This window comes from Burkholderia sp. MSMB1078WGS, from assembly GCF_001528895.1.
GTDB lineage: Bacteria > Pseudomonadota > Gammaproteobacteria > Burkholderiales > Burkholderiaceae > Burkholderia.
On sequence record NZ_LPDI01000098.1, the window covers coordinates 75,700 to 100,113 of the forward strand.

At 67.5% G+C, this 24,414-nt stretch carries 22 protein-coding genes; 8 read left to right on the plus strand and 14 right to left on the minus strand.

All coding sequences use genetic code 11. The annotated features are described in order from the left end of the window. Positions 1-229: 229 nt before the first annotated feature. Entirely contained in the window at positions 230-1,558 is a 1,329-nt protein-coding gene (locus WT24_RS24755) for an MFS transporter (protein ID WP_059789460.1), read from the plus strand. Between the two features lie 64 nt (positions 1,559-1,622). Here the strand turns inward: WT24_RS24755 and WT24_RS24760 are convergent, their stop codons facing one another. The 5 genes from WT24_RS24760 to codA all read right to left on the minus strand — a co-directional run bounded on the left by WT24_RS24760 (position 1,623) and on the right by codA (position 7,081). Next, positions 1,623-2,945 carry a TIGR00366 family protein gene (locus WT24_RS24760; protein WP_059789459.1) on the minus strand — a complete coding sequence of 441 codons (1,323 nt, stop codon included), beginning with the start codon at positions 2,943-2,945 and terminating at the stop codon, positions 1,623-1,625. Positions 2,946-3,289: 344 nt separating this feature from the next. Further along, complete coding sequence (locus WT24_RS24765; RefSeq protein WP_060036133.1) at positions 3,290-3,637, minus strand: DUF1493 family protein; 348 nt, start codon at positions 3,635-3,637, stop codon at positions 3,290-3,292. Then, positions 3,630-4,067, minus strand: coding sequence for an STM2901 family protein (locus WT24_RS24770; RefSeq protein WP_060036134.1), 438 nt, complete (start codon positions 4,065-4,067; stop codon positions 3,630-3,632). Before WT24_RS24770 ends, WT24_RS24765 begins: the two co-directional genes overlap by 8 nt. 276 nt (positions 4,068-4,343) lie before the next feature. Further along, the gene (locus WT24_RS24775; RefSeq protein ID WP_060036135.1) at positions 4,344-5,678 is read right to left on the minus strand and encodes a chloride channel protein; all 1,335 of its coding nucleotides are present in this window, start codon (positions 5,676-5,678) and stop codon (positions 4,344-4,346) included. A 161-nt stretch (positions 5,679-5,839) separates the two neighbouring features. Further along, positions 5,840-7,081 (minus strand): cytosine deaminase, encoded by a 1,242-nt coding sequence (codA, locus tag WT24_RS24780; RefSeq protein ID WP_059505181.1) that lies wholly within the window; start codon positions 7,079-7,081, stop codon positions 5,840-5,842. A gap of 336 nt (positions 7,082-7,417) precedes the next feature. Between codA and WT24_RS24790 the strand changes: the two genes are divergently transcribed. Both WT24_RS24790 and WT24_RS24795 read left to right on the plus strand, forming a co-directional pair. Continuing rightward, positions 7,418-8,560, plus strand: a complete 1,143-nt coding sequence (locus WT24_RS24790; RefSeq protein ID WP_060036137.1) for a porin — start codon at positions 7,418-7,420, stop codon at positions 8,558-8,560. 229 nt (positions 8,561-8,789) lie between these two features. Further along, entirely contained in the window at positions 8,790-9,092 is a 303-nt protein-coding gene (locus tag WT24_RS24795) for a DUF4148 domain-containing protein (protein ID WP_060036218.1), read from the plus strand. Positions 9,093-9,203: 111 nt separating this feature from the next. On the opposite strand, the gene WT24_RS24800 is transcribed toward WT24_RS24795, so the two are convergent. Further along, positions 9,204-10,151: a LysR family transcriptional regulator gene (locus WT24_RS24800; RefSeq protein WP_059789453.1), complete on the minus strand. Its 948-nt coding sequence runs from the start codon at positions 10,149-10,151 to the stop codon at positions 9,204-9,206. 188 nt (positions 10,152-10,339) lie between these two features. On the opposite strand from WT24_RS24800, the gene WT24_RS24805 reads away from it, so the two are divergent. After that, on the plus strand, positions 10,340-12,523 hold the full coding sequence (locus WT24_RS24805) for an FUSC family protein (RefSeq protein WP_060036138.1): 2,184 nt from the start codon (positions 10,340-10,342) through the stop codon (positions 12,521-12,523). A 136-nt stretch (positions 12,524-12,659) separates the two neighbouring features. Further along, complete coding sequence (locus tag WT24_RS24810) at positions 12,660-12,872, plus strand: hypothetical protein (protein ID WP_034204888.1); 213 nt, start codon at positions 12,660-12,662, stop codon at positions 12,870-12,872. Positions 12,873-13,010: 138 nt separating this feature from the next. On the opposite strand, the gene WT24_RS24815 is transcribed toward WT24_RS24810, so the two are convergent. Beyond that, positions 13,011-14,120 (minus strand): P1 family peptidase, encoded by a 1,110-nt coding sequence (locus WT24_RS24815; RefSeq protein ID WP_060036139.1) that lies wholly within the window; start codon positions 14,118-14,120, stop codon positions 13,011-13,013. 64 nt (positions 14,121-14,184) lie between these two features. Further along, complete coding sequence (locus tag WT24_RS24820; protein WP_060036140.1) at positions 14,185-15,591, minus strand: APC family permease; 1,407 nt, start codon at positions 15,589-15,591, stop codon at positions 14,185-14,187. A gap of 133 nt (positions 15,592-15,724) precedes the next feature. On the opposite strand from WT24_RS24820, the gene WT24_RS24825 reads away from it, so the two are divergent. Next, on the plus strand, positions 15,725-16,528 hold the full coding sequence (locus WT24_RS24825) for a helix-turn-helix transcriptional regulator (protein WP_060036141.1): 804 nt from the start codon (positions 15,725-15,727) through the stop codon (positions 16,526-16,528). Positions 16,529-16,571: 43 nt separating this feature from the next. On the opposite strand, the gene WT24_RS24830 is transcribed toward WT24_RS24825, so the two are convergent. Then, positions 16,572-17,420 (minus strand): dienelactone hydrolase family protein, encoded by an 849-nt coding sequence (locus WT24_RS24830; RefSeq protein WP_060036142.1) that lies wholly within the window; start codon positions 17,418-17,420, stop codon positions 16,572-16,574. Between the two features lie 130 nt (positions 17,421-17,550). Further along, positions 17,551-17,928 (minus strand): nuclear transport factor 2 family protein, encoded by a 378-nt coding sequence (locus tag WT24_RS24835; RefSeq protein ID WP_059505161.1) that lies wholly within the window; start codon positions 17,926-17,928, stop codon positions 17,551-17,553. Between the two features lie 409 nt (positions 17,929-18,337). On the opposite strand from WT24_RS24835, the gene WT24_RS24840 reads away from it, so the two are divergent. Beyond that, positions 18,338-18,712 carry a hypothetical protein gene (locus tag WT24_RS24840; RefSeq protein WP_027782957.1) on the plus strand — a complete coding sequence of 125 codons (375 nt, stop codon included), beginning with the start codon at positions 18,338-18,340 and terminating at the stop codon, positions 18,710-18,712. Between the two features lie 127 nt (positions 18,713-18,839). Here WT24_RS24840 and WT24_RS24845 read toward each other — a convergent pair whose 3' ends face one another. Together WT24_RS24845 and WT24_RS24850 are read right to left on the minus strand one after the other, a co-directional pair. Then, positions 18,840-20,357, minus strand: coding sequence for a CoA-acylating methylmalonate-semialdehyde dehydrogenase (locus tag WT24_RS24845; RefSeq protein WP_060036143.1), 1,518 nt, complete (start codon positions 20,355-20,357; stop codon positions 18,840-18,842). A 49-nt stretch (positions 20,358-20,406) separates the two neighbouring features. After that, complete coding sequence (locus tag WT24_RS24850) at positions 20,407-21,762, minus strand: aspartate aminotransferase family protein (protein WP_060036219.1); 1,356 nt, start codon at positions 21,760-21,762, stop codon at positions 20,407-20,409. Between the two features lie 105 nt (positions 21,763-21,867). On the opposite strand from WT24_RS24850, the gene WT24_RS24855 reads away from it, so the two are divergent. Then, positions 21,868-22,818, plus strand: a complete 951-nt coding sequence (locus WT24_RS24855; RefSeq protein ID WP_059505491.1) for a LysR family transcriptional regulator — start codon at positions 21,868-21,870, stop codon at positions 22,816-22,818. Between the two features lie 18 nt (positions 22,819-22,836). Here the strand turns inward: WT24_RS24855 and WT24_RS24860 are convergent, their stop codons facing one another. Next, positions 22,837-24,078 carry an MFS transporter gene (locus WT24_RS24860; RefSeq protein WP_060036144.1) on the minus strand — a complete coding sequence of 414 codons (1,242 nt, stop codon included), beginning with the start codon at positions 24,076-24,078 and terminating at the stop codon, positions 22,837-22,839. Beyond that, positions 24,075-24,410, minus strand: coding sequence for a hypothetical protein (locus WT24_RS24865; RefSeq protein ID WP_059789447.1), 336 nt, complete (start codon positions 24,408-24,410; stop codon positions 24,075-24,077). Before WT24_RS24865 ends, WT24_RS24860 begins: the two co-directional genes overlap by 4 nt. Positions 24,411-24,414: the final 4 nt, after the last annotated feature.

Consider the following 24,414-nt stretch of genomic DNA (forward strand, 5'->3'; position numbering starts at 1 on the left):
TTCTCAGCGCCGGCTCGCGCCCGCAACACCCGTATCCGCAAGCGCAGTGACGAGGCGCCGGCCCGAGCCGGCCGGCGCCAGGACGCCCTTCATCGCCCCGCTCCGTTCGAGCGCCGCCGGCGCGGCTCCGTCGTCTGCCCATTCGCTGCCTGCACCGCAGCGGCATCTGCCGAACGCGGCGCGCCGTGCTTGCCGTGCGCGCCGGTTCGCCCTTACCGGAGTCGTCCGCATGTCCACTCATCACGCTCAGGCCCTGTCGTCCGCCGCCGGCGACGCGAACGCGTCGCTGAACCGGCTGCTGTTCCGCAAACTCATGCCGCTGCTGATCGCCGCGTATGTGATCAGTTTTCTCGACCGCACCAATATCGCGTTCGCCAAACATTCGATGGGCGTCGATCTCGGCATTTCATCGGCCGCGTATGGGCTCGGCGCGGGGCTGTTCTTTCTCACCTACGCGCTCTTCGAAATCCCGAGCAACCTGATCATGCATCGCGTCGGCGCGCGCTTCTGGATCACGCGGATCATGATCACGTGGGGCGCGCTGTCGGTCGCGATGGCGTTCGTCGGCGGCGAGACGTCGTTCTACGTGATGCGCCTGCTGCTCGGCGTGGCCGAAGCCGGCCTGTTTCCCGGCGTGATGTTGTATTTGACGTACTGGTTCGGCCGCGAGGAGCGTGCACGCGCCACCGGCTATTTCCTGCTCGGCGTGTGCATCGCTAACATCGTCGGCGGGCCGCTGGCCGGCGCGCTGATCGAGCTCGACGGCACGCTCGGTTTCCACGGCTGGCAATGGCTGTTCGTCGTCGAAGGCATTCCGGCGATCCTGCTCGCGTTCGTCGTCTGGACGCGCTTGCCGGATCGGCCGAGCGCCGCGCCGTGGCTCGCCCCGGAAACCGGCCGCGCGCTCGAGCGCAGGCTGGCCGCCGAACAGGACGCGGGCATCGCCGCGCACGGCGGCCACGCGTTCGGCGCCGCACTGCGCGATCCGCAGATCTGGCTCGCGATTTTCGTGTACTTCTGCCACCAGTTGACCATCTATACGGTGATCTTCTTCCTGCCCGGCATCATCGGCGCATCGGGGCGCCTCTCGCCGGTCGCGGTCGGGTTGCTGACGTCGCTGCCCTGGCTCGCCGCCGCGCTCGGGGCCGGGACGCTGCCGCGCTTCGCACGCGAGTCGCACCACTCGCGCCGCATGCTGTGTGCGGGGCTGGTGGTCATGGCGGCCGGGATGATCGGCGCCGCGCATGCGTCGCCGTTGGCGGGACTGCTCTGCGTGTGCGTGGCCGCGTCCATGTTCTTCGTCGTGCAGTCGATCGTGTTCACGTTTCCGGCTTCGCGGCTCGCCGGCAGCGCGCTGGCCGGCGGGCTCGGGCTCGTGAATACGTGCGGGTTGCTCGGCGGCTTCGTCGGGCCGACCGTCATCGGCGCGATCGAGCAGGCGACCGGCAATGCGAAGAACGGGCTGACGCTGCTGGCGGCTGCACTCGTCGTCGCGGCATGTGCGAGCCTCGCGTTGCGTCACGGGCACGAGCGCGCCGACGTGCGCTCGCGCGACTGAAGGCGGACGAAACTCGAGCCGGCGGGATGCGGGCACGTCGCCGCCGGCATCCCGCCTCGCTTCGTCAGAACAGATACATCCCCGCGACGAACACCACACCCGAGAACAACAGCGTCGTCACGCAATAGCCCATGATGTCGCGCACGCCGAGCCCCGCGATCGCCAGCGCGGGCAGCGCCCAGAACGGCTGCGCCATGTTGGTCCACGCCTCGCCGTACGCGATCGCCATGGCCGCCTTGCCGAGATCGGCGCCGAGCGCCTGCGCGGCCGGCATCACGAACGGCCCCTGCACGACCCAGTGGCCGCCGCCCGACGGCACCGCGAAATTGATCACGGCCGAACTCAGGAACGCGAGCAGTGGGAACGTGTGGACGTTCGCGATATCGACGAACCATTTCGTGATCACGCCCGCGAGCCCGGAGTGATCCATCAACGCCTGGATGCCCGCGTAGAACGGGAACTGGATCATGATCCCGGACGCGCCGCGCGCCGCGCCGGCCACCGCGCGCGCATAGGCCATCGGCGTCCGGTGCAGCAGGATGCCGGCCGCGAGGAACGCGAGGTTCACCGTGTCGATGTCGAGCGCGAAGCCCTTCTGCGCGAAACGCAGCACGAGGAACGCCGCGCACAGCGCCGCGACGACGATCGACAGCACGCGGCTCTCCTCCATCCGTTCCGCGAACGTCGCGTCGGGCGCGAGCTTGCGCTCGACGCTCGGCGGCTCGGCAAGCAACGCCGGATCGACGCTGACGACCTCGCCCGGCTTCGGCATCATCATCCGTGCGAGAAACGGCAGCATCACGATCAACCCGATCGTGATGAACGCGTTGTAGCCGGTGAAGATCGTGTCGGACACCGGAATCAAGCCGATGGTCTTTTCCATCGGATTGCCTTTCGTGGCCGCGACGAGCGGGACCGAACCCGACAGCCCGCCGTGCCAGCTCAGGAAGCCCATGTAGGCGGATGCGACGAGCAGCCGGTAGTCGCTGCCGGCCACGCGGCGCGCCACTTCGCGCGCCAGCATCGCGCCGAGCACGAGGCCGAAGCCCCAGTTGATCGCACAGGCCAGCGCGCCGACGAACGCGACGAGCATCACGCCCTGCCCGGGCGTGCGCGCGGCGCTGGCGAGCGCGACGAGCAGGCGCCGCACGGGCGGCGAACTCGCGAGCGCGTGCCCCGTCACGAGGATCATGACCATCTGCATCGAAAACGCGAGCAGGTTCCAGAAGCCCGAACCCCACATCGTCGTGAGTTGCACGGGCGTGTTCGGTGTGAGCCCGAACGCGAGCGCGAACGTGACGATCGTCAACAGGATCGCGAAAATCAACGGGTCGGGCAACACGCGGTGAACCACCTGCGTGAAGAAGCGGGAAATGCGCTGGATCAACTTGAGCTCCTCGTTTCCTGATAGGGACATCCGCGCGTATCGTTGTTGGTTGAGGCGCGGAAACGCGCGGATTCTTGCACAGAACCGTATTGCTTGCGTCGATGCCCCTGTCGGGAATCGGGTCGGTCGACTTCGGCAGGCTATCGAATTCGTTACATGGCCGCGACCGGCTCCGAAGCCGGGGCAGCCGAGTGACGAACGCCAATGGCGCGTATCGCTGCAGACTGGAATTCATGAAGGACGTGCGCATGCAAAAGCGCCCGCCTGACTGCGGATCAGGCGGGCGCTTCATGCGGCGATATTCGTCTCGTCGTGTGTCTCGCGAATCTCGACGGGTCAGCGAATCAAGGCTCCCAACGCCCGCGCTCCATCGCTTCCTCCATCATTCCGAGTGTCAGTGACCGCCCCCCCAGCGTCTCTCTCGCCTCTGGGCTGAACGGGGATTTGACGACCGTCGTGAGAAACGAACCGAGGCCGAGCTTCGCGGACGGATAGTAATAATGGAGGTCGAACGCGGACAAATCGACGCCGAACGTCGCACCCCATTGCCGAATGATTCTGTCGATGTCGTTCGGTTCGAGGTCGAGATCGTGATAAAGATCCGTGTCTCGCGACAGTTCGATGCGATCGATCCGGAGCCTTGCGACGTCAGTCGCGATGAACGCTTCGAGGCGTTTCCATGTGTCAGCCATATAAGCGATCCTCGGGCTTCACCATGCTGTTGTACGTGCCGATCGTACGATAAGTGATCAACGCGACGTCCGTCGCCAGGATCGCCCAACCGACTCCGGGAACCGCCCGCCCGACGAATGCGCCGATATTCTGCGTCAACTTGATGCGCAACATGATCAGGCTTCTGAATGAGGTAACGATCGGCAAAATCCGGTGCTTCAATTCGTATGGCAGCAGCCGACGCGAAACGACGGACGCGATGGACGTGCCCTTGACCGCGTTCGCGAACTTGCCTCGCGTCGGGATAAAGCGCTGACCCAACAGTACCATCGCGACGCCGACCGCATCATTTACCCCCAACGCCTTGCCAGTCTCTTCGATAAAGATCAGGAAGAACAATGCTTCGCGGCTCAAACCCTCGTGAATGCCGTATCCGTACGTGCTCGCCATTTTTTCTCTGATAGCTTGAATTTGAACGAGCAGAAAAGGCTAGCGTGAGTGGCGAAGGCGAAACAACGGACTCACCGGTAGATTGCCGCGACAAGCGTCTGTCCGGATGTGATTGGCGGATCTCGTGCAGATCCTGTGAAGTACCGCGTGGCTTGCGCTTCCGACTGCCGCAGCCTCGTCGTTGCGCACGAATGCACCACGGCGGCGACAGGCATTTGAACGGATACAGGGTGTCAATTTTCAGCGGATCGTCCACCTTCAGGCCGCTCATGCATATCAACGCCCCACCGTCGCCGACGTATTCGCGGTCGCAACCATGCGCCCCCGCCGCTCCGCCAGCCGCTGCGCGAACCGGTACGCGACAAGCGACCCCGCCACGGCCAGCAGCATCGGCACGAGGCTGTCGTGATTCGCGCGCGTGAATTCGAGCAGCAGCACGACGGCCGTGATCGGCATCTGCATCGACGCGGCGAGAAACGCGGTCGCGCCGATCAGCGCGTATCCGCCGAGCGATGCGCCGGGCCACACGATGCTCCATAGTCTGCCGAGCACGACACCGAGCAGCGCGCCGTTCGCGAGTCCCGGCGTCAGCAGCCCGCCTTCCGCGCCGGCCCGCAGGCTGCCGGCCTCGATCAGCACCTTCAGCACGAGCAGCGCCGCCGCGAGACCGATCGTCAGCGTGCCGTCGAAACTGAGCGACGCCGGGCCCTTGCCGTTGCCGAGCAGTTGCGGAAACCTCGTCGCGAGCACGCCGACCGCCGCGAAGTTGAGCAGCGCGAACACCGGCAGCCGCCAGTCCTTCGGCGCGTTCGCCCGCGCGCGGGTGGTGAGCCGCACGAAACCGTACGCGGCGACGCCGAACAGCGGCCCGCAGACGATCGACCATGCGACGAGCGGCGTGCTCGGCACGAACGCCGGCACCGTGTACTGGTGTTCGTTGCCGAGACCGATCCATGCGACGATCGCCGCGATCGCGGACGTCACGATCGCCACGACCAGCGCACGCCACTCGAACGTGCCGAGCAGCACCTCGAGCACGAAGATCGCGCCGCCGAGCGGCACGTTGTAGACGGCCGCGAGCCCCGCGCCGGCGCCACACGCGACCATCAGCCGGCAGTCGTCGGGCGTGAGCCCCGCCGCATGGGCAAACCGCCCGGCGAGCAGCGCACCGATCTCGCGCGGTGCGACTTCGCGGCCGAGCGGCGAGCCGAGCGCGACGGTGACGATCTGCAGCAGCGCATGGACCGTCGTGCTGACGAACGGCATCCGCGGATCGGCCGCGCGCACCGCGCGGCGGATGCCGACGAGTGGCCGGCCGTATCGGTAAAGCGCCCACCAGCCGCCGCCCGCGACGATCCCGCAGACCACCAGCACCGCGAGCCGGCGCAGCGGCTCGGCCCCGGTCACACCGCTGAGGAAGCTCTTGGACCCGATCGCGTGCGCGACGTCGTAGCCGTACGCGACGTGCTGGATCGCATGCAGCAGCAACGCGAGCAGCATGCCGCCGAGACCCGCGCCGATGCCGGTCAGGATCGTGACGACGGCCATGCGCGCGAATGGGCTGGCGAGCGACGGCGAAGCAGCAGGAGCGGACGGAAGATCGAGGCGCATGGGGTCGGCGAACGGGATCGGAAAGACGGCGCGCACCGTGCACGCCGTCGTCAGGACCGCATCGTAGGCCCGCGCTCATCATGAGACAAACGTATTTTTATAATCAACTCATGCATCGAATGCATGAACACGCCGACGGCCCGCGATGACCGCCTGCCGCGTCAGTCCGGATAGGTCAGGCGCTCCGGCTCGCGCCGCATGATGACCTTCCCGTGGCGCATCGACAGCGTGGCCTTTGCCTGCGTGCGCACGGCTTCGTAGTCGCTGTCCGCGTCGAGCACGACGAGATTCGCCGGACGCCCGACCGCGATGCCGTACCCGTCGCCGAGGTGCATCGCCGTCGCGCTATGGTCGGTCACGAAGTCGAGGCAGCGCTGCAGATCCTGATAACCCATCATGTGGCAGATATGGAGGCCCGCATCGAGCACGCGCAGGATGTTGCCGTTGCCGAGCGGATACCACGGATCCTTGATCGAATCCTGCCCGAAGCACACGTTGAGCCCGGCTCGGTCGAGCTCCGCGACGCGCGTGACGCCGCGCCGCTTCGGAAACGTGTCGAAGCGCCCCTGCAGATGGATGCTCTCGGTCGGGCACGAGATGAAATTCAGCCCCGCCCGCTTCAGCAGCCGGAACAGCTTCGAGCAGTACGCGTTGTCGTACGAACCCATCGCGGTGGTGTGGCTCGCGGTGACGCGTGCGCCCATGCCGCGCACGCGCGCCTCTTCCGCGAGCACTTCGAGAAAGCGCGAATGCGGATCGTCGGTCTCGTCGCAGTGCACGTCGACGAGGCAGCCCGTGCGTTCCGCGAGATCCATCAGGAAGCGGATCGAGCTGACGCCCTGCTCCCGCGTGTTCTCGAAATGCGGAATCCCGCCGACGACGTCCGCGCCGAGCTCGATCGCCTGCGCCATCAGCGCGCGGCCGCCGTCGAACGATTCGATGCCCTCCTGCGGGAACGCGACGATCTGCAGGTCGATCAGCCCGCGCGCCTCGTCCTTCACCTCCAGCATCGCCTTCAGCGCGGCGAGCGTCGGATCGGTCACGTCGACGTGCGTGCGCACGTGCTGGATCCCGTGATCGCGCAGCATGCCGATCGCCGCATGCGCGCGCGCCTTCGTGTCCTCGTGCGTGATCGTCGCCTTGCGCTCGGCCCAGCGCTCGATGCCCTCGAACAGCGTGCCGCTCATGTTCCACGCGGGCTCGCCGGCCGTCAGCACGGCATCGAGGTGGATATGCGGTTCGACGAGCGGCGGAATCGCGAGGCGGCCGCCGCCGTCGATATGGTCCGGGTTCGTCGACGCGATCGGCGCGGTTTGCGCATCGATGCGCGCGATCCTGCCGGCATCGATGCCGATCGTGAACAGGCCGTCGCGGCCGCGCAAGCGTACGTTGAACAGGTTCATGGAGAGGCCTCTTGTCGTATGCGTGAACACGACCGCGCGATCTGCGTCGGCGGCCGTGCGGTCCGGACGACCAGTATGGAGGAAAGCGGCGACGCGCACACGTGCCGCGCATGTTGCATCGACACGACAGCCGGGCCGCGCCGGCCCGAAGCCGCGTGCCGGCCGCCGGCAGGAACCGCCGGCCCGGCGCGCACGCGCGTCGTCGTGTCGGTTTTGTGAACGACTCTTGCGGGATCAGGAACGGTGCGCTCGCGGCCGCTGCGTCCTTGCGCGTGCCGCGCATTCCTATACTTGCGCCGAACTCTGGTTTCCAGTCCCACACGCAGGAGCTTCACGATGAAAAAAAGCCTGATCGCCGGCGCATGCGCCGGCGCCCTGTTCGCGCCGCTCGCCCACGCGCAAAGCTCGGTCACACTGTACGGCCTGATCGACGCCGGCATCGCCTATACCAACAACGTGAACGGCGCGTCGCAATGGCGCATGACGACCGGCACGATCAACGGCAGTCGCTTCGGCCTGCGCGGCGCCGAGGATCTCGGCGGCGGCCTGAAGGCGTTGTTCGTGCTCGAAAACGGCTTCAACGCGAACAACGGCGGGCTCGGCCAGGACGGCAAGCTGTTCGGCCGGCACGCGTACGTCGGCCTGAGCCGCGCCGGCTACGGCACGCTGACGCTCGGCCGCCAGTACGACACGATGGTCGACTTCGTCGCGCCGTTGTCGGCGACGTCGGGCGATTTCGGCGATACGGGCTTCGCGCATCCGTTCGACAACGACAACCTGAACCATTCGCTGCGCATCAACAACGCAATCAAGTACACAAGCGACACGATCGCGGGCTTCAAGCTCGGCGCGCTGTACGCGTTCTCCAACTCGGCGAACTTCGGCGCGAACCGCGCATACAGCGTGGCCGCGAGCTACACGAACGGCCCGCTGAAGCTGGCCGGCGCCTACCTGCAGATGAACGGCACGAAGGGCTCGACGAGCGCGAGCCCCGGCGCGACCGATTCGGCCGAAGCGAAGAGCTTGAACCAAGGCGGCTGGTCGATCGGCTCGGACCGCATGCGCACCTACGGCGGCGGCGCCAGCTATGTATTCGGCCCGGTGACCGCCGGCTTCGTCTACACGCGCTCGCAGTACGACAACACGGGCTCGTTCGGCTCCAGCGGCCAGATCGCGTTCAACAACTACGACGTGAACGTGCGCTATGCGGTCACGCCGGCCGTCAGCGTCGGCGCGGCCTATGTCTATACGGACGCCAGCGTGTCGAATCCCGACAGCAAGCACGGAACCGATCCGAAATGGCATCAGGTCGATCTGCAGGCCGTGTACAAGCTGTCGCGCCGCACCGACCTGTACGCGGAAGCGATGTTCCAGCATGCGTCGGGCCGCGGCTATCAGGCGTTCATCAATACGGCGGGTGGCGCATCGAGCACGGCGAACCAGGTGGTCGGCACGATCGGCATGCGCACGCGGTTCTGATCGGCGTCGCGCGACGTCGTCCCTCTGCACGGCGCCCGTGTGCACGGCGCCCGTGTTCGCACACGGGTTCGATCGCCGCGGGCGACGCCGTCAATGTTGTTCCTTCTGGAACGCAGCCCTCCTGGAATCAGGGTGTTTGCGCGTGGCAGCGCTGCGTAGACTGACGTCGAAGGTCGAAGCCGCGCGGCGCGCGCGGCGCCGGCCGCCTACCCCGTACCAGGAGAATCTCGTGAAATCGCTCGTCGTTACCGCCGCCGCTGCCGTCCTGCTTGCCGCACCGGCCCTGTCGTTCGCCCAGCAGGCAAAGTCGCCCGTCACGCGCGCGCAGGTACTGCAGGAGCTGATCGATCTCGAATCGGTCGGCTACAACCCGGCGCGCGGCGAAGTCGGCAACTATCCGGACGACATCCTCGCGGCGCAGGAGCGACTGCAGGCGAGGCGTCTCGCCGAGCGGAAAGCGACGCAGGCCGCGTACGGCCCGGCCGGCGAGCCGGCCACCGAATCGGGCGCGGCGGCCAGGACCGCGCCGTGACGGCGCGCGTCGCTCGCATCGCGCATGCATTGCGAACCGACGCGTAGTCGGCATTGGCGTGAAACGACCCGCCGCGCGCCGATGCGCGCACGGCGTTCAGGCGGCCTGCGTTCAGGCGGCCTGCGGTTCGCGGTCGATCGCGTTCAGCATCTCGACGTCGCGCGCGATCATCGCCGGCACCTGGGCGCGCAGCATCTCGACCCAGGTCCGCACCTTCGCATCGACGAAGCGGCGCGACGGGTACAGCGCATGCACGTTCATCTTCTGCAGGATATGCGCGGGCAGCACACGGACGAGCGTGCCGTCGCGCAAGGCGTCGATCGCCGAATACAGCGGCAGCATGCCGATTCCGATGCCGTCGCGGATGGCGAGTGCGAGCGATTCGGCGGTATTGGTCTGCACCGGCCCGGCGACGTGAATATGCTCGACGCCTTCGGGGCCTTCGAGCACCCATTCATGCGTCGGGAATGCCGGCGTACACAGCGTCAGGCACGCGTGCGCGGCGAGATCCTGCGGGCGGGCCGGCACGCCGTGCCGTTTCACGTAATCGGGCGATGCACACAGAATGCTGAACGTCGAGCCAAGCAGGTGCGACACGAGTTCCGAATCGGGCAGCGACGACGCGGTGACGACGGCCATGTCGCTCGTGCCGTCGAACAGGTCGGGCATGCGCTGCGACAGCGACAGCTCGATCGATACGTCCGGGAACTGCGCGTGATAGCGCGTCAGCGCGGGCAAGACGTAGTGGTGACCGACGCTCGCGAAGCTGTGCATGCGCAGGACGCCGGCCGGGCGCTCGTGCGCGCAGCTCGCCTCCTCTTCTGCGCGGTCCACGTCGGCGAGGATCTGGCGGCAGCGCCGCAGATAGCTTTCGCCGGCCGACGTGAGCGCGAGACGGCGCGTCGAGCGATTCATCAGACGGGTGCGCAGGCGCGCCTCGAGCTCCGACACCGCGCGCGACATCGCGCCCGTCGTCGAATTCAGCGATTGCGCGGCGGCGGTGAAGCTGCCCGTCTCGACGACGCGCGAAAACACCCGCATGTTTTGTAGGGTATCCATTCCTGTGAGCAACCTGTAGCGGAGCCGCCATTTTCCTCCACGGGATGCGACAGATTGTTACTTCGGCTGCAACTATCGTTTCCCCGCAACGGCGTTAATGCGCGCGCGCCGCCCTCCTACAATCGGCGCCTCCCCAGTCGAACGGGCCGTTCGGACGCGCCGCGGCACCGCGCCGGCCCCCTCTTTTCATGAAGCCACAACCTGCGATCGAGCGACCTTCCATCGAACCGGCACGATGGAGCGCATGGCTCGACCCGCTCGGCAATGCGGCGCGCGACTGGGCCGCGACCGATGGGCTGATCTGGCTGCACCTCGCGAAAACCGTGCTCGCGGCGCTGCTGGCGATGGGCATCGCGATGCGTCTGGAGATGTCGCAGCCACGCACCGCGATGACCACCGTGTTCGTGCTGATGCAGCCGCTATCGGGCATGGTGTTCGCGAAGAGTTTCTATCGCGTGCTCGGCACGGCGGCCGGCCTCGTCGGCGCGCTCGCGCTCGGCGGGCTGTTCGCGCAGCAGCCCGAGCTGTACATGGCCGGCATCACGCTGTGGATCGGCGGCTGCATCGCACTCGCGGTGCGCAACCGCCATTTCCGCTGGTACGGCTTCGTCCTCGCCGGCTACACGGCCGCGCTGATCGGCCTGCCGGCCGTGATGACGCCGCAGACGCTGTTCCAGTCCGCGCTCACGCGTGCCGCGGAAGTCGCACTCGGCATCGCATGCTCGGGCGCGGTCAGCGCGCTGATCCTGCCGTTGAGCTCCGCGAAGGCGCTGATGCGTTCGTTGAGCGCGCGCCATGCGACATTTGCCGCGTTCGCGGCCGGCGCGCTGTCAGGCGACGTCGCGCGCGGCGATTTCGAGCGACGCTTCGCCGATTTCGTCGACGACATCGTCGGCTTCGAAGCCAACCGCGCGTTCGCGTCGTTCGAGGATCCGCACATTCGCGCGCGCAGCCGCCGGCTTGCGCGGCTGAACAGCGAGTTCATGAACGCGTGCACGCGGCTGCATGCGCTGCATCAGCTCGTCAAACGGCTGCGCGCGAATCGCTCGGACGCGGTGCTCGATGCACTGGCGCCGCACGTCGACGCGCTCGCGTCGCGCTTCGCCGCGTTGCGAGACGAACGCCGGCGCGGCCTCGCATCGGCGACCGGCGCATTGCTCGAACTGCGCCGCTTTCACGGTGCGTTGCCGAAGGCCGCGCGTGCGTCGCGGCGGGTGATCGAAGACCATGCGGCGGGCGGCCTGCTCGACTTCGATACCGCGATCGAGCTGCTGTACCGGTTCGTCGGCGAATACCTCGGCTACGTCGACACGTACGCGTCGCTCGACCAGGACGATCACGCGTTCGAGCGCTCGGTCACCCATTACGCGGTGAAAACCAACGTGTTCTTCGTCGGTTTCGCGTTCCTGCGCACGGTGGTCGCCGTCGGTGCGATGAGCGCGTTCTGGATCGCGTCCGAATGGCCGAGCGGCTCGCTCGCGGTGATCGCCACCGCGATCGCATGCGCGCTCAGCTCGACCTCGCCGCGCGCGCCGAAGTTCGTCGCGCAGATGGGGATCGGTGCAGCGTGCGCGACCGCGGTCGGTTACCTGTTCCTGTGCTACGTCTATCCGAATATCGACGGCTTTCCGCTGCTGTGCGCGGCGCTTGCGCCGGTGCTGGGCCTCGGCGCGTTTCTCGCGATGCGGCCCGGGCTGTCCGGCTATGGAATCGGCTTCGCGGTGTTCTTCTGCCTGCTCGCAGGCCCCGACAACGCGATCGCGTATACGCCTGAAGTGCTGATCAACAACGGGCTGGCGATCGTCGTCGCGATGCTCGCGTGCGCGCTCGTGTTCGCCGTCGTGTTCCCGACGCACATGCCCTGGCTCACCGGCCGGATCGCGCATGACTTGCGCCGCCAGGTCACGCTGGCGTGCGAAGGCGCACCGGACGGCCTCGCGCAACGCTTCCAGTCGAGCACGCACGACCTGATGGCGCAACTGCGTACGCTGCTGGTGCGCCGCACGCGGCAGCATCGCGATGCGCTGCGCTGGATGCTGTCGACGCTCGAGGTCGGCCACGCGGTCATCGACCTGCGCGACGAACTGCACGCGTTCCGTGCATCGAAACCGCCGCAGACGCTGCGCTGGACCGGTTCGATCGATGCGGTGCTGGTCGAACTCCCGCGCTTCTTCGACGATCCGACGCCCGCTCGCCATGCACGCACGCTGAAATCCGTGAATCTCGCGATCCGCGCGGCGCAGCATGCGCTGCAGGCGTGGTACGCAGTGCCCGACGCGCGTCGCAACATGCAGCGAATCGTCGGCTGCCTGCACTTCATGCGCAGCGCGCTGCTCGACAAGGACGCGCCGTTCAATCGGCATCGCCGTTGAAGCTCGATGCGCGCGCAACGGGATCGTTGTTCCGGATGGAAATAAGCTCTCCAGCCGCGGCGATTAATCTTCAAGCAGTGCGAGCCTATAGTTTCCTCACTGCCAGCGAGACTGGCACTCACCCAGGAGAAACAAAATGAAGCCGCTGCACCTCGCCCTCGTTGCCCTGTCGCTCACCGCTGCCGTCGCCCATGCGCAGCCGGCGCCGGCAGACGCCGCACCGCAACAAGCGAACCGCGCCGAGGCGATCAAGGCCGCCGGCCGCGTCGATCGCGCGCAATCGAAGCAGGAAGACCCGAACGCCTGCGTCGGCCCCGTCAGCTTCTGCAACATCTACTTCGGCAGCTGAGCGTGACGCCGCGTCGTCACGGCCAGGCCCGCATCGCCCGCACCGCACGCATGACGTGCGCGGGCCGACGGCGGCCGGGCCGATCGCCGCATCGCCGCCCTGCTCCCCGCCGCTTCGATTGAAGCGGCGCTTGCCGTTTCAGGCGCCGCGCCCCGGCCGCCAGCCCACTTCGCGCAACGCATCCAGCAAGCGCGCCTGCCCGATCCCTTCGACCCGCGCCCCGCGCGACTCGACGTCGCCGCCCGCGACCAGCGCATTCACGATCGCCTCCTCCACCGCTTCCGCGGCCGCGACGAACAGCGCGGAAATATGATCGTTGTTGACCATCCGCACGTCTGCGGTCGGCGTGCCCTTGCTGCCGTAGTTCGCGGCCGGCAAGCCGTCGTTACCGGTTGCGAATGCAACGAAGATGTCGCCGCTCGAATCCTCGGTGCCGCCGCCCACGCGGGCGAGCCCGACGCTCGCGCGCTGCGCGAGACGCGTGCATTGATGCGGCAGCAACGGTGCGTCGGTCGCGATCGTGACGACGATCGAACCCATGCCGGCTTCGCCCTTCGCCTCTGCGTCGCGGAACGGCGAATGCACGTGTCGCAGCACTTCGCCGACCGGGTAGCCGGCCACGCGCAGCATCTCGCGCACGCCGTAGTTCGCCTGCACGAGCGCGCCGACGGTCCAGCCGCCCGCGTCGCGCGCCAGCACGCGCGACGCGGTGCCGATGCCGCCCTTGAACTCGTGGCAGATCATGCCCGTGCCGCCGCCCACGCCGCCTTCGGCAACCGGCCCCGTCTGGGCGGCGGCCAGCGCGCGCCGGACGTGCGCGGCGTTCACGTGCTGCCCCCAGATGTCGTTCAGCAGTCCGTCGTAGGTTTCCATCACGACCGGCATGCACCAGTACACGCGGCCGGCCGCCGCTTCGCGTTCGTTCGCGACGAGCGCGTCGCGCACGGTACCGACGCTGTGCGTGTTCGTGTAGGCGATCGGCGTCGTCAGCAGGCCCGCTTCGCGGATCCATTCGAGCCCGGTCGCGTCGCCGTTGCCGTTCAGCACGTGCACGCCCGCGAAGCACGGCGAATCGTGCGCGGCGCCCGCGCGCGGCTCGATGACGGTGACGCCGGTGCGGACCGACGCGTCGCCGTTCTCGACGCTCAGCGTGCAATGTCCGACCCGCACGCCCGGCACGTCCGTGATCGCGTTGAAGCGGCCCGGCGTGCCGAGTCCGATACGGATGCCGAGATCCCTCGTGCGCATGATGCGATTCCTCCCGTCTTTCAATGGTTCGGTGTGTCGATGGTACAAGGTGTCGATCCGGTGCTCAGAGCGCGCGGAACGCTTCGCTGTGGCGCGCCCAGGCCACGTACATCACGAGCGCCGCGACCAGCAGCCCCGCGATGATGATCAGGTCGGTGGGCTTCGTCGCCGTCGCCAACGTCGTGACCAGCGTATACGCGGCGCCCGCCACCGCGACGAGCGGCGTCGCGGGCCACAGCGGCATCCGGTAGTGATGCTCGACGTCGCGACGCACGAACCGGCTCGCGAGTGCGGCCAGCCCGACGACGAGATAGATCAGCAGCAGCAAGTCGACCGTGAACGCGGTCAACTCGTCGAGGCTCGACACGAACACGAGCCCGGCCGACGGTATCGCGAGCGCGATCGTCGCGAGCCACGGCGATTCGAGGCGCGGATGAATCGTCGAGAACGCGCGGTTACAGGTGCGCGACCAGAGCGCATGCCGGCCGCTGCTGTACAGCAGGCGGCCCATCGTGATCACGATCGCGATGATCGCGTTGAACACCGACAGGAAGATCCCGCCGCTGACCACGCGCGACACGGCCGGATTGCTCAGCGAGCGCACGACGTAGCCGATCGGATCGGCGCTCTTCGTCAGTTCGGTCAGCGACGGCGCACCCAGCACGATCGCGGTGAGCGGAACCAGTTCGACGGCGAGGATCACGAGCAGTGAATAGATCACCGCTTTCGCGACGTTGCGGTTGCCGCCACGCAGGTCTTCCGCGAGATAGGCTGCCGAACCGAAGCCGTTGTAGCAGAAGATCGCGGTGCCGATCGCGGGCACGATGGCCGCGAGCGTCGCCGGCACGAGCGCGTTGCCGCTCGCGACGACCGGTGCGATCAGCACGTCGGCGCCGCGGTGCGGCGACCCGAACCCGAGCCCCGCGATCAGCATCAGCACGCCGATTTCGACGACCAGGAACGCACCGGTGATCCATGCGTTCGTCTTGATGTTCAGCATGCCGAGCAGATAGCTGAGCAGCACGATCGTCAGCGCGACCGACTGGTTGCCGAAGTGCGTGCCGAGCGCGTTGTTCAGGTACGGCGCGGCGCCGCTCGCGAGCACGGCCGGGATGAACACGCTGACGGACAGCACCGTGATGAAGGTCAGGTAGCCGGGCAGCGTGCCGAACACGCGCTTGGCCATCACGTATTCACCGCCCGCGCTGCGGTGCGCGGCGCTGAGTTCCGCATAGCAGAGCGCGAACGCGAGCGCGAGCACGCCGCCGAGCACGAACGACAGCACCGCGCCGCTGCCGGCCTGCTGGATCGCGAACGGCGCGATCACGAAGATCGAGCTGGCCGGCGTCACGCCCGACACGGTGATCATCACCGCGTCGCGCACACTGAGCGTCTGCGACAACGCGCGCGGCGCGTCTTCCGTTGCAGGCGCCGCTTGCAGGCTGCCCGTCGATTCCGACATCATCGCCATTTCGTTCTCCTGTCGCTCCTATCCTGCGTATTTTTGAACACCCATACTCGGGCCCGATTGATTGCGTGGCAGTCTAGGAAGCCAATTTCAGGACCGCTATTCCCCCTTCGTGTTACGCCCTTCCGGTGGTGGTATGGATCGTCTCTTTTCCGAAATCGCGATGCATCAGGCGCTTGGCCGCGCAATCGATCATCTCGGCCAGCCGCGCTTCTGGCGGTTCCTCGTGCTGCTGCTCAACGAAATGACGCCGTTCGACAACGCGCTCGCGACCGCGATCGGCCGCGACGGCGTGCCGCTCGTGCTCGACGAATACGACACGGGCGGCACCGACGCCGCGTCGCCGGTGCCGCTTTACCTGAATGGGTTATATCTGCTCGATCCGTTCCTGCAGGCCGCGCACGACGGGCTCGCCGACGGTTGCTACCGGCTCGAGGAAGTCGCACCCGACCTGTTCCGGCAGAGCGAGTATTTCCTGAGCTATTTCCGCGACGCGGTCGGCGACGACGAGATTCAGATTCTCGTGCGGCCGAATGCCGACACGCTGCTGTCGCTGTCGCTCGGTGCATCCACGCGCTTCGACGTCGAGCCGCTCGGCAAGCTGACGGCCGCGATGCCGTGGGTGATCGCGGCGATCCGGCAGCATTGGCGACTGGTGGGCGACGTCGCACGCGCGACGCCCGACGCGGGCCTCGGCGTGCGCGTCGAGCAAGCGCTCGCCCGCTTCGGCGCGGGGGTGCTGACCGATCGCGAGATGGCGATCGCACGCATGGTGCTGCGCGGCAATTCGTCGAAGGCGATCGCCGAGCGGCTCGCGATCTCACCCGAAACGGTGAAGGTGCATCGGCGGCACCTTTACGCGAAGCTCGGGATCGCGTCGCAGCCGGAGCTGTTTTCGCGGTTCATCCAGGCGCTGGGCGAGGACGACGCAGCCGGTTGAGCGGAACGCACGCCGGCACACGCCATACGTCGCCGCCGACGGCCTAGTGGCCGAGCAGCTTGGCGCCGACGAAATTGGCGACACGCTGCTGTGCGTCCGCGCGTGCGGCCGGCTCCGTGCCTGTAATCGGCACGACGCCGGCGCGCGTCGTGAACGACGCGATCGCGTGCACCGGCATGTTCGGCCAGTCGAAATCGTGATACGCACCCGGATACGCATGGAAAGTCGCGTCCGTGCCCGGCGCGACCGAATCGAACAGCGTTTTGCAGGCGGCGTACGGCGTCCACACGTCGCCCTCGCCGATCAGTACGAGCAGCGGCACGGGGCTCTGCCAGGCGGGCCCCTGCGCGGTCGTGTTGCAACTGGCCGGATAGAACGCGACGGCCGCGCGGAAGTCGCCGTCCGGCAGCGATGCCGGCCGGGCCGGGCTGGACGCCCGGATCGCGTTCAGCACCGTGCCGCCGCCCTGCGACCAGCCGAGTACGCCGATCCGGTCGGGTTGCACGGTGTCGAGCGTCTGCAGATACCGCAGCGCGCCATACGCGTCGAACGGCCGCGCCCGATAGATGTCGCCGACGAAATGCGCGGGCGCGCACATCTCGCCGTGACCGCGCGGCGTGAAGCTGTCGACTTCGAGCACGGTGACGCCGGCCGCGTTGAAGCGTTCGGCCCAGTCGCGATCGCGCGCGTAGATCTTGCCGGACTTGGCGAACATCCCCCCGCAGCCGTGCAGAAACACGAGCGCCGGATGGCGGCCGGGGCCGGGCGCAGGAAACAGATAGCCGTCGAGCATCGTCGTCGGGCCGTCGGTCGACGGGAAGTGGACGACGGTCTGCGCACCGGCGATCGCGGAGGCACAACCCAGTAACATCGCCGTCAGCAACTTGCGCATCGATCGCTCCCGCGTGGTTGGATGACACGACAACGGCAACGGGATGGCCGCGGTTGACACACCCCGGCGGGCGGCCCTTCGCGGGCGGCGCGCGACGGCAAAACGTCAGCTTCGCGCCGCGCGACTGCGTTCACCTGCCCGATTCGATGAATCCGCCATCCGGCGCCGGATGCGGCACGTACCAGCCGAAATACACTTCGGCCTCGATGATCCGGCCATCGCGCATGCGCAACCGTTCGGCGTTGCGGAACCGCCTGCCGGCGGTCGTGACGGCTTCGTACACGACGAACACGTATTCGCCGTGCACGGCGACGTCGACGAATTCGAAACCGGCGAGCATCGCGCTGTTCGGCCAGCAGCGTGCGAGATACGCATCGCGGTCGAGCCGGTTGTCGAGCGGGCTCGTGAAATGGAAATCCGGCGCGATCAGCGCTTCGATCGCGCCGCGGTCCTTGTCGACATACGCGCGATAGCTGGCGCGCGCAACATTGCCTGGCTCCTGAAGCATCGTCGTTACCTCCCGGAAGGCTCGGCGCGAGCCCGGCTCGCGCTGACGAAGATATTCCGGCGGAATGCGCGCGATGTCATCCACGCAAACCCGTATCGGGGTCGTTGCCCCCGCAACGCACGCGGGGCGCGGGCTCGGGGACGGATGCCGAATACCCCGGCACCTCGACGATCGTCGCGCCGTCGCGCGAGGCCTGCGTGCCGCCGATATGCCCCCCGATCTTCTCGCAGCGCCGCCAAAAACCGCCTATCGTGAATAAGGCGCCCCGTTTGTCGCCATTCGCCCCGGCATCGCTCGCGCAGGCGGGCGATCGGCGACGGCGCCGTGCTCCGGCACCATTCATCGCGATTCCGGCGCACGCTCGCCCGTGCGCGATCGCGGCCGCCCACCGGACCATCAGGAGGCACTCATGAAAGCCGCGCTGCTCGTCAGCTCCGCCCTGCTCGCCATTGCGTCAGCTTCGGCCACGGCCCAGGGATCCATCACGAAGGAAGAAAACGGCGCGCTCGTCGCCGCCAACGGGATGACCGTCTACACGTTCGACAAAGACAAGCCCAACGCCGGCACCAGCGCCTGTACGGGCCCATGCGAAACCCTCTGGCCGCCGTACAAGGCCAGCGCGACCGACGTGCCGGTCGGGCCCTACACGATCGTCAAGCGCGACGACGGCAGCCCGCAATGGGCGTACAAGGGCAAGCCGCTGTACTTCTTCTCGAAAGACATGAAACAGGGCGAGCGCAACGGCGACAACTTCAAGAACGTGTGGCACGTGGTCGCGCCGTAAGCCTTCTTTCGCCGCGTTCCGCGCATATCGCCCGGACGTAAAAAAAGCCCGCCCCGATCGTCGATCGAGGCGGGCCTCGGCGGCCTGGCACGCCGCGCCGGCTGCATGCAACCGGGCGCGCGTCGCGTCAGCGATTCGACGGGAAGCTGAACACCGTCCCTTCGCGCACGCCGGCCGACGGCCAGCGCTGCGTGATCGTCTTGCGCTTCGTATAGAACCGCACGGCATCCGGGCCGTATGCATGCAGGTCGCCGAACAGCGAACGCTTCCAGCCGCCGAACGAGTGGTACGCGACCGGCACCGGCAGCGGCACGTTGATGCCGACCATGCCGATCTGGATGTTGTCGCTGAAATACCGTGCGGCCTCGCCGTCGCGCGTGAACAGGCACGTGCCGTTGCCGTATTCGTGCGCGTCGATCAGCGCCATGGCCTCGTCGAGCGACTTCAGCCGGATCACGCCGAGCACCGGCCCGAAGATCTCGTGCTGGTAGATCGGCATGCCGGGCTTCACGTTGTCGAACAGGCACGGGCCGAGGTAGTAGCCGCCATCATGGCCGTCGACCTTCACGCCGCGACCGTCGACCACGAGCGTCGCGCCCGCCGCCACGCCCGCTTCGACGAAACCCGTCACCTTCTCGAAATGCTGCTGCGTGACGAGCGGCCCCATGTCGACGCCCGCGCCGTTGCCCGGCCCGACCTTCATCTTCTCGATCTCGGCCTTCAGCCCCGCGACAACCTTGTCGCCCGTTTCGTCGCCGATCGCGACGACCAGCGGAATCGCCATGCAGCGCTCGCCGCACGAGCCGTACGCCGCGCCCATCAGCGCATTCACCGCGTTGCCGATGTCGGCATCCGGCATCACGACCGCGAAGTTCTTCGCGCCGCCGAGCGCCTGCACGCGCTTGCCGTGCGCGCAGCCGGTCGAATAGATGTATTCGGCGATCGGCGTCGAGCCGACGAAGCTCACGGCCTTCACGCGCGGATCGGTCAGGATCGTGTCGACCGCTTCCTTGTCGCCGTTCACGACGTTCAGCACGCCCGGCGGCAGGCCGGCTTCGAGCGCGAGCTCGGCCATGCGCAGCGTCGACGACGGCGTACGCTCGGACGGCTTCAGCACGAACGTGTTGCCGCACGCGACGGCCATCGGCCACATCCACAGCGGCACCATCACCGGGAAGTTGAACGGCGTGATGCCGGCCGCGACGCCGAGCGCCTGGAACTCGCTCCACGAATCGATCGCGGGGCCGACGTTCTTGCTGTGCTCGCCCTTCAGCAGTTCGGGCACGTAGGTCGCGTATTCGACGTTCTCGATCCCGCGCTGCAGCTCGCCCATCGCGTCGGCGAGCACCTTGCCGTGCTCGGCCGTGATCAGCGCGCAGAGTTCTTCCGCGTGCTCCTCGAGCAGCGTCTTGAAGCGGCTCATCACGCGGGCGCGCTTCAGCGGCGGCGTGTTGCGCCATGCCGGGAACGCGGCCTGCGCGGACGCGATCGCGGCTTCGACGGTCAGCTTGTCGGCGAGCGCGACGCTCTTGTGCGATTCGCCGGTCGCCGGGTCGAACACCGGCTGGACGCGGCTGCCGCCGTCGACGCGCTTGCCGTCGATCAGGTGGCCGACGGTGGAGGTCACATTGCTGTCGTGTTTCATCGTTCAGGCTCTTTCGTGAATTCGGTTGTCGCTTGGAACGAGCGTGGGCTCAGTCCACTTCGTTCAGTGCGTCGGACAGCGCGTTGACCAGGTTGTCGATCTCGCGCTTCTCGGCGATGAACGGCGGCGCGAGCTGGATCGTGTCGCCGCCGTAGCGCACGTAGAAGCCCTTCGCCCAGCAGCGCATCGCGATCTCGTACGGGCGCCGTGCCGGCTCGCCCGGCAACGCGGCGATCGTCAGGCCGGCGGCCAGCCCGTAGTTGCGGATGTCCGCGACGTGGCGCTGGCCCTTCAGCCCGTGCACGGCCGCCTCGAAATGCGGCGCGAGATCGCGCACGCGTGCCACCGCGTCTTCCTTCACCAGCAGGTCGAGCGCCGCGACGCCGGCCGCGCATGCGACCGGATGCGCCGAATACGTGTAGCCGTGCGGGAACTCGAGCATGTACTCGGGGCCGCCCGCGGCCATGAACGTGTCGTAGATCTCCTTCGTCGCGATCACGCCGCCGAGCGGCTGCGCGCCGTTCGTCACCTGCTTCGCGAAGTTCATGATGTCCGGCACCACGCCGAATGCGTCGGCGCCCGTCATCGCGCCGGCGCGGCCGAAGCCCGTGATGACCTCGTCGAAGATCAGCAGGATGTCGTGCGCGGTACAGATCTCGCGCAGGCGCTTCAGATAGCCCTTCGGCGGCACGACCACGCCCGCCGAACCCGAGAACGGCTCGACGATCACGGCCGCGATGTTCGATGCGTCGTGCAGCGCGATCAGCTCGAGCAGCCGGTCGGCCAGCTCGGCGCCGTGCTCGGGCATGCCGCGCGAAAACTTGTTCTCGGCCAGTTGCGTATGCGGCAGGAAATCGGCGTCGATGCCCTGACCGAACAGCTTGCGGTTCGGCCCGATCCCGCCGACCGAGATGCCGCCGAAATTCACGCCGTGGTAACCCTTCTCGCGGCCGATCAGGCGCGTTTTCGTGCCCTTGCCCTTCGCGCGCCAGTACGCGCGGGCCAGCTTCAGCGACGTGTCGGCCGCTTCCGAGCCCGAGCCCGTGAAGAACACGTAGTCGAGGCCGGCCGGCGTCAGTTCCTTGATCTTGTTGGCGAGCTCGAACGATTTCGGATGGCCGAACTGGAACGCCGGCGCGTAGTCGAGCTGCGCGACCTGGCGGCTCACGGCTTCGACGATTTCCGTGCGGCCGTGACCGAGGCCCGTGCACCAGAGCCCCGACAGGCCGTCGAAGATCTTGCGGCCTTCGCCGTCGGTGTAATACGCGCCCTTGCCGGACACGATCATGCGCGGATCGGCCTTGAACTGGCGGTTGGCCGTGAACGGCATCCAGTGCGCATCGAGCCACGCGGCGTCGGTGCGGAGATTCGTGTCGTCGTGCTGGACGGTGGTGATGTCGGTCATGTCGGTCGGCGCGGCGCGCCCCTCCTCCTCGTGATGATGTTGCACATTGTCGGGACGACAATTAGTCTTTTGAATATCGCAATATCAATGTTCACTTGCTCGATCATGCAAGCAAAGAAACCGAAGAGCCGCGCGCTGCTCGGGCAGCTCAGCGACATGGATCTGCGCCTGCTGCGGGTCTTCAAGGGCGTCGTGCAGTGCGGCGGGATGGCGGCCGCCGAACTGGAACTGAATATCGGCATCTCGACGATCAGCCGGCACGTGAAGGATCTGGAAACGCGGCTTGGCCTCGTGCTGTGCCGGCGCGGCCGCGCGGGCTTCACGCTGACGCCCGAGGGCCAGACGGTGTACGAGGAGACGCTGCGGCTGCTCGCTTCGATGGAAGCTTTTCGCAGCAGGATCGACGGCATTCACGACAAGATGGGCGGAGAACTCCACATCGCGGTGTTCGACAAGACGGCCACCAACGCGAATGCCCGGCTCGGCGACGCGATCCGCCAGTTCGCCGACGAAGCGCCCGACGTCGCGCTGAACCTGCACGTCGCGTCGATCAACGAGGTCGAGCGCGGGGTGATCGACGGCAGCTATCAGATCGGGATCATTCCCGTGCACCGCAACTCGGGCAGCCTCGTCTATTCGGCGCTGTTCGACGAACGGATGCTGCTGTACTGCGGCCGCCAGCATCCGCTCTTCGATGCGCCGCACGGCAAGCTCACGTGGACGACGATCCGCAACCATGCGTTCGCGGGGCTCGGCTTCCATTCGCCGAACATGGAGCTGAGCCATCGCGCGAAGCTCACGCGCAGCGCGACCGCGTCGGATCAGGAGTCGATCGCGACGCTGATCCTGTCCGGCCGCTATCTCGGCTTCCTGCCCGATCACTACGCGGAAAGTTTCGAAAGCAAGGGGCTGATGCAGCCGATCGCGCCGCACCGGTTCAATTACCGGTGCCGGTTCGTGAGCTTGCTGCGACGCTCGCCGCAGCCGTCGCGGGCCGCGCTGCTGTTCCAGTCGTGCCTCGACGCCGCGCATGCGGCAACGCGGCCGGCGGCATAGCGGCGGCGTTCGTTTCGATCAGGCCGCGCCGTCGCCCGCCCGCGGCGGCGCCCGCTTGCGTGCGACGAAATGGGTCGCGACGAGCGCCGCCGCGAAACCGGACGCCGCACCGACCCCGAGCGCCCAGCGCGGGCCGAGATGGTTCGCGACCCAGCCGGCCACCGGCGCGCCGATCGGCGTGCCGCCGAGCGCGACCGCGAGGCGCAGCGCCATCACGCGGCCGCGCATCGCCGGCTCGGTGGACAACTGCATCAGGCTGTTGGTCGAATTCATGAAGGTGATCGCGGCGATCCCGGTCAGCACCAGCGCGGCGGCGAACGACCAGTAACCGGGCGCCAGCGCGGCGAACGTGCAGCCGAGCCCGAACAGCGCCGCGCCGATCCACAGATGGCGGAACCGCGGCTGCTCGCGGCGCGCGGCGAGCAGCGCGCCCGAGATCGTGCCCACCGCCATCATCGACGACAGGAAACCGAACCCGCGCGCATCGACGTGGAACACGCTGGCGGCCATCGTCGAAATGTACAGCTGGAAATTGAGCCCGAACGTGCCGATCAGGAACAGCATCGCGAGAATCGCCGTCAGGTCCGGCCGGCGCCACACGTAACGGAACCCGTCGAGCAGGCTGCTGCGAGAGCGGTTTGCCCGCACGGTCGCGCGCAGCTCGTCTTCCCGAAGCCGCGACAGCGACGCCAGTACCGCGAAGAAACTGAGCCCGTTCGCGAGAAACGCCCAGCCGGTGCCGACCGATGCGATCAGGAAGCCCGCCGCCGCCGGACCGACCATCCGCGCGGCGTTGAACGACGTCGAATTGAGCGCCACCGCATTCGCGAGTTCGCGGTCGCCGACCAGTTCGGCGACGAAGGTCTGCCGCACCGGCGCGTCGAACGCCGATGCGCAGCCGAACAGGAACGCGAACACGTACACGTGCTCGAGCCGCACCGCGCCGGTAACCGTCAGCACGCCGAGCACGAGCGCCAGTGCGCCCATCAGCGCCTGCGTCGCCATCAGCAACTTGCGCTGGTCGTAGCGGTCGGCCGCGTAGCCGGTCCACGGCAACAGCAGCAGCTGCGGCCCGAACTGCAGCGCCATCACCGTGCCGACCGCCGACGCGTCGTGATGCGTGAGCTGCGTGAGGACGAGCCAGTCCTGCGCGGTACGCTGGATCCACGTGCCGATGTTCGACACCAGCGAGCCGATCGCCCACACGCGATAGTTGAAGCTGCGAAGCGAGCGGAACACGCCCGCGGCCGGCACGCTCATCGCCGCTCCCGGTCAGGCGCGTTGCCGCCGTGCAATGCGCCGAAGTGCCGCGCGAGAATCAGCCCCAGCACCAGGATGCCGAGCCCGAACGCCGCCGCGTCGGCCGTGACCTTCAGGTCGAAATCGCCGACCCGACACACCAGCGCATAAGCAATGACGAGGTTCACGACGCCCCACACCACGTTCACGGTGGACGACGACAGCCCCCGCCCGGGCGGATGCGCGAACGGCGTCTGGAACGGCTCGCCGCGCAGCCCGCTGACGAGATGCGGCACGGCGTTCGCGAGAAACGCGCCGCCGAAGAAGTACGACACGAGATGCAGGAGGTTCATGGAC

Excerpts from the sequence above, each read along its gene's own strand:
- WT24_RS24755 (WP_059789460.1), top strand. The coding sequence starts at position 230 with ATGTCCACTCATCACGCTCAGGCCCTGTCGTCCGCCGCCGGCGACGCG.
- WT24_RS24765 (WP_060036133.1), bottom strand. The coding sequence starts at position 3,637 with ATGGCTGACACATGGAAACGCCTCGAAGCGTTCATCGCGACTGACGTC.
- WT24_RS24770 (WP_060036134.1), bottom strand. The coding sequence starts at position 4,067 with ATGGCGAGCACGTACGGATACGGCATTCACGAGGGTTTGAGCCGCGAA.
- WT24_RS24775 (WP_060036135.1), bottom strand. The coding sequence starts at position 5,678 with ATGCGCCTCGATCTTCCGTCCGCTCCTGCTGCTTCGCCGTCGCTCGCC.
- codA (WP_059505181.1), bottom strand. The coding sequence starts at position 7,081 with ATGAACCTGTTCAACGTACGCTTGCGCGGCCGCGACGGCCTGTTCACG.
- WT24_RS24790 (WP_060036137.1), top strand. The coding sequence starts at position 7,418 with ATGAAAAAAAGCCTGATCGCCGGCGCATGCGCCGGCGCCCTGTTCGCG.
- WT24_RS24800 (WP_059789453.1), bottom strand. The coding sequence starts at position 10,151 with ATGGATACCCTACAAAACATGCGGGTGTTTTCGCGCGTCGTCGAGACG.
- WT24_RS24805 (WP_060036138.1), top strand. The coding sequence starts at position 10,340 with ATGAAGCCACAACCTGCGATCGAGCGACCTTCCATCGAACCGGCACGA.
- WT24_RS24810 (WP_034204888.1), top strand. The coding sequence starts at position 12,660 with ATGAAGCCGCTGCACCTCGCCCTCGTTGCCCTGTCGCTCACCGCTGCC.
- WT24_RS24815 (WP_060036139.1), bottom strand. The coding sequence starts at position 14,120 with ATGCGCACGAGGGATCTCGGCATCCGTATCGGACTCGGCACGCCGGGC.
- WT24_RS24820 (WP_060036140.1), bottom strand. The coding sequence starts at position 15,591 with ATGGCGATGATGTCGGAATCGACGGGCAGCCTGCAAGCGGCGCCTGCA.
- WT24_RS24825 (WP_060036141.1), top strand. The coding sequence starts at position 15,725 with ATGGATCGTCTCTTTTCCGAAATCGCGATGCATCAGGCGCTTGGCCGC.
- WT24_RS24830 (WP_060036142.1), bottom strand. The coding sequence starts at position 17,420 with ATGCGCAAGTTGCTGACGGCGATGTTACTGGGTTGTGCCTCCGCGATC.
- WT24_RS24835 (WP_059505161.1), bottom strand. The coding sequence starts at position 17,928 with ATGCTTCAGGAGCCAGGCAATGTTGCGCGCGCCAGCTATCGCGCGTAT.
- WT24_RS24840 (WP_027782957.1), top strand. The coding sequence starts at position 18,338 with ATGAAAGCCGCGCTGCTCGTCAGCTCCGCCCTGCTCGCCATTGCGTCA.
- WT24_RS24845 (WP_060036143.1), bottom strand. The coding sequence starts at position 20,357 with ATGAAACACGACAGCAATGTGACCTCCACCGTCGGCCACCTGATCGAC.
- WT24_RS24850 (WP_060036219.1), bottom strand. The coding sequence starts at position 21,762 with ATGACCGACATCACCACCGTCCAGCACGACGACACGAATCTCCGCACC.
- WT24_RS24855 (WP_059505491.1), top strand. The coding sequence starts at position 21,868 with ATGCAAGCAAAGAAACCGAAGAGCCGCGCGCTGCTCGGGCAGCTCAGC.
- WT24_RS24860 (WP_060036144.1), bottom strand. The coding sequence starts at position 24,078 with ATGAGCGTGCCGGCCGCGGGCGTGTTCCGCTCGCTTCGCAGCTTCAAC.
- WT24_RS24865 (WP_059789447.1), bottom strand. The coding sequence starts at position 24,410 with ATGAACCTCCTGCATCTCGTGTCGTACTTCTTCGGCGGCGCGTTTCTC.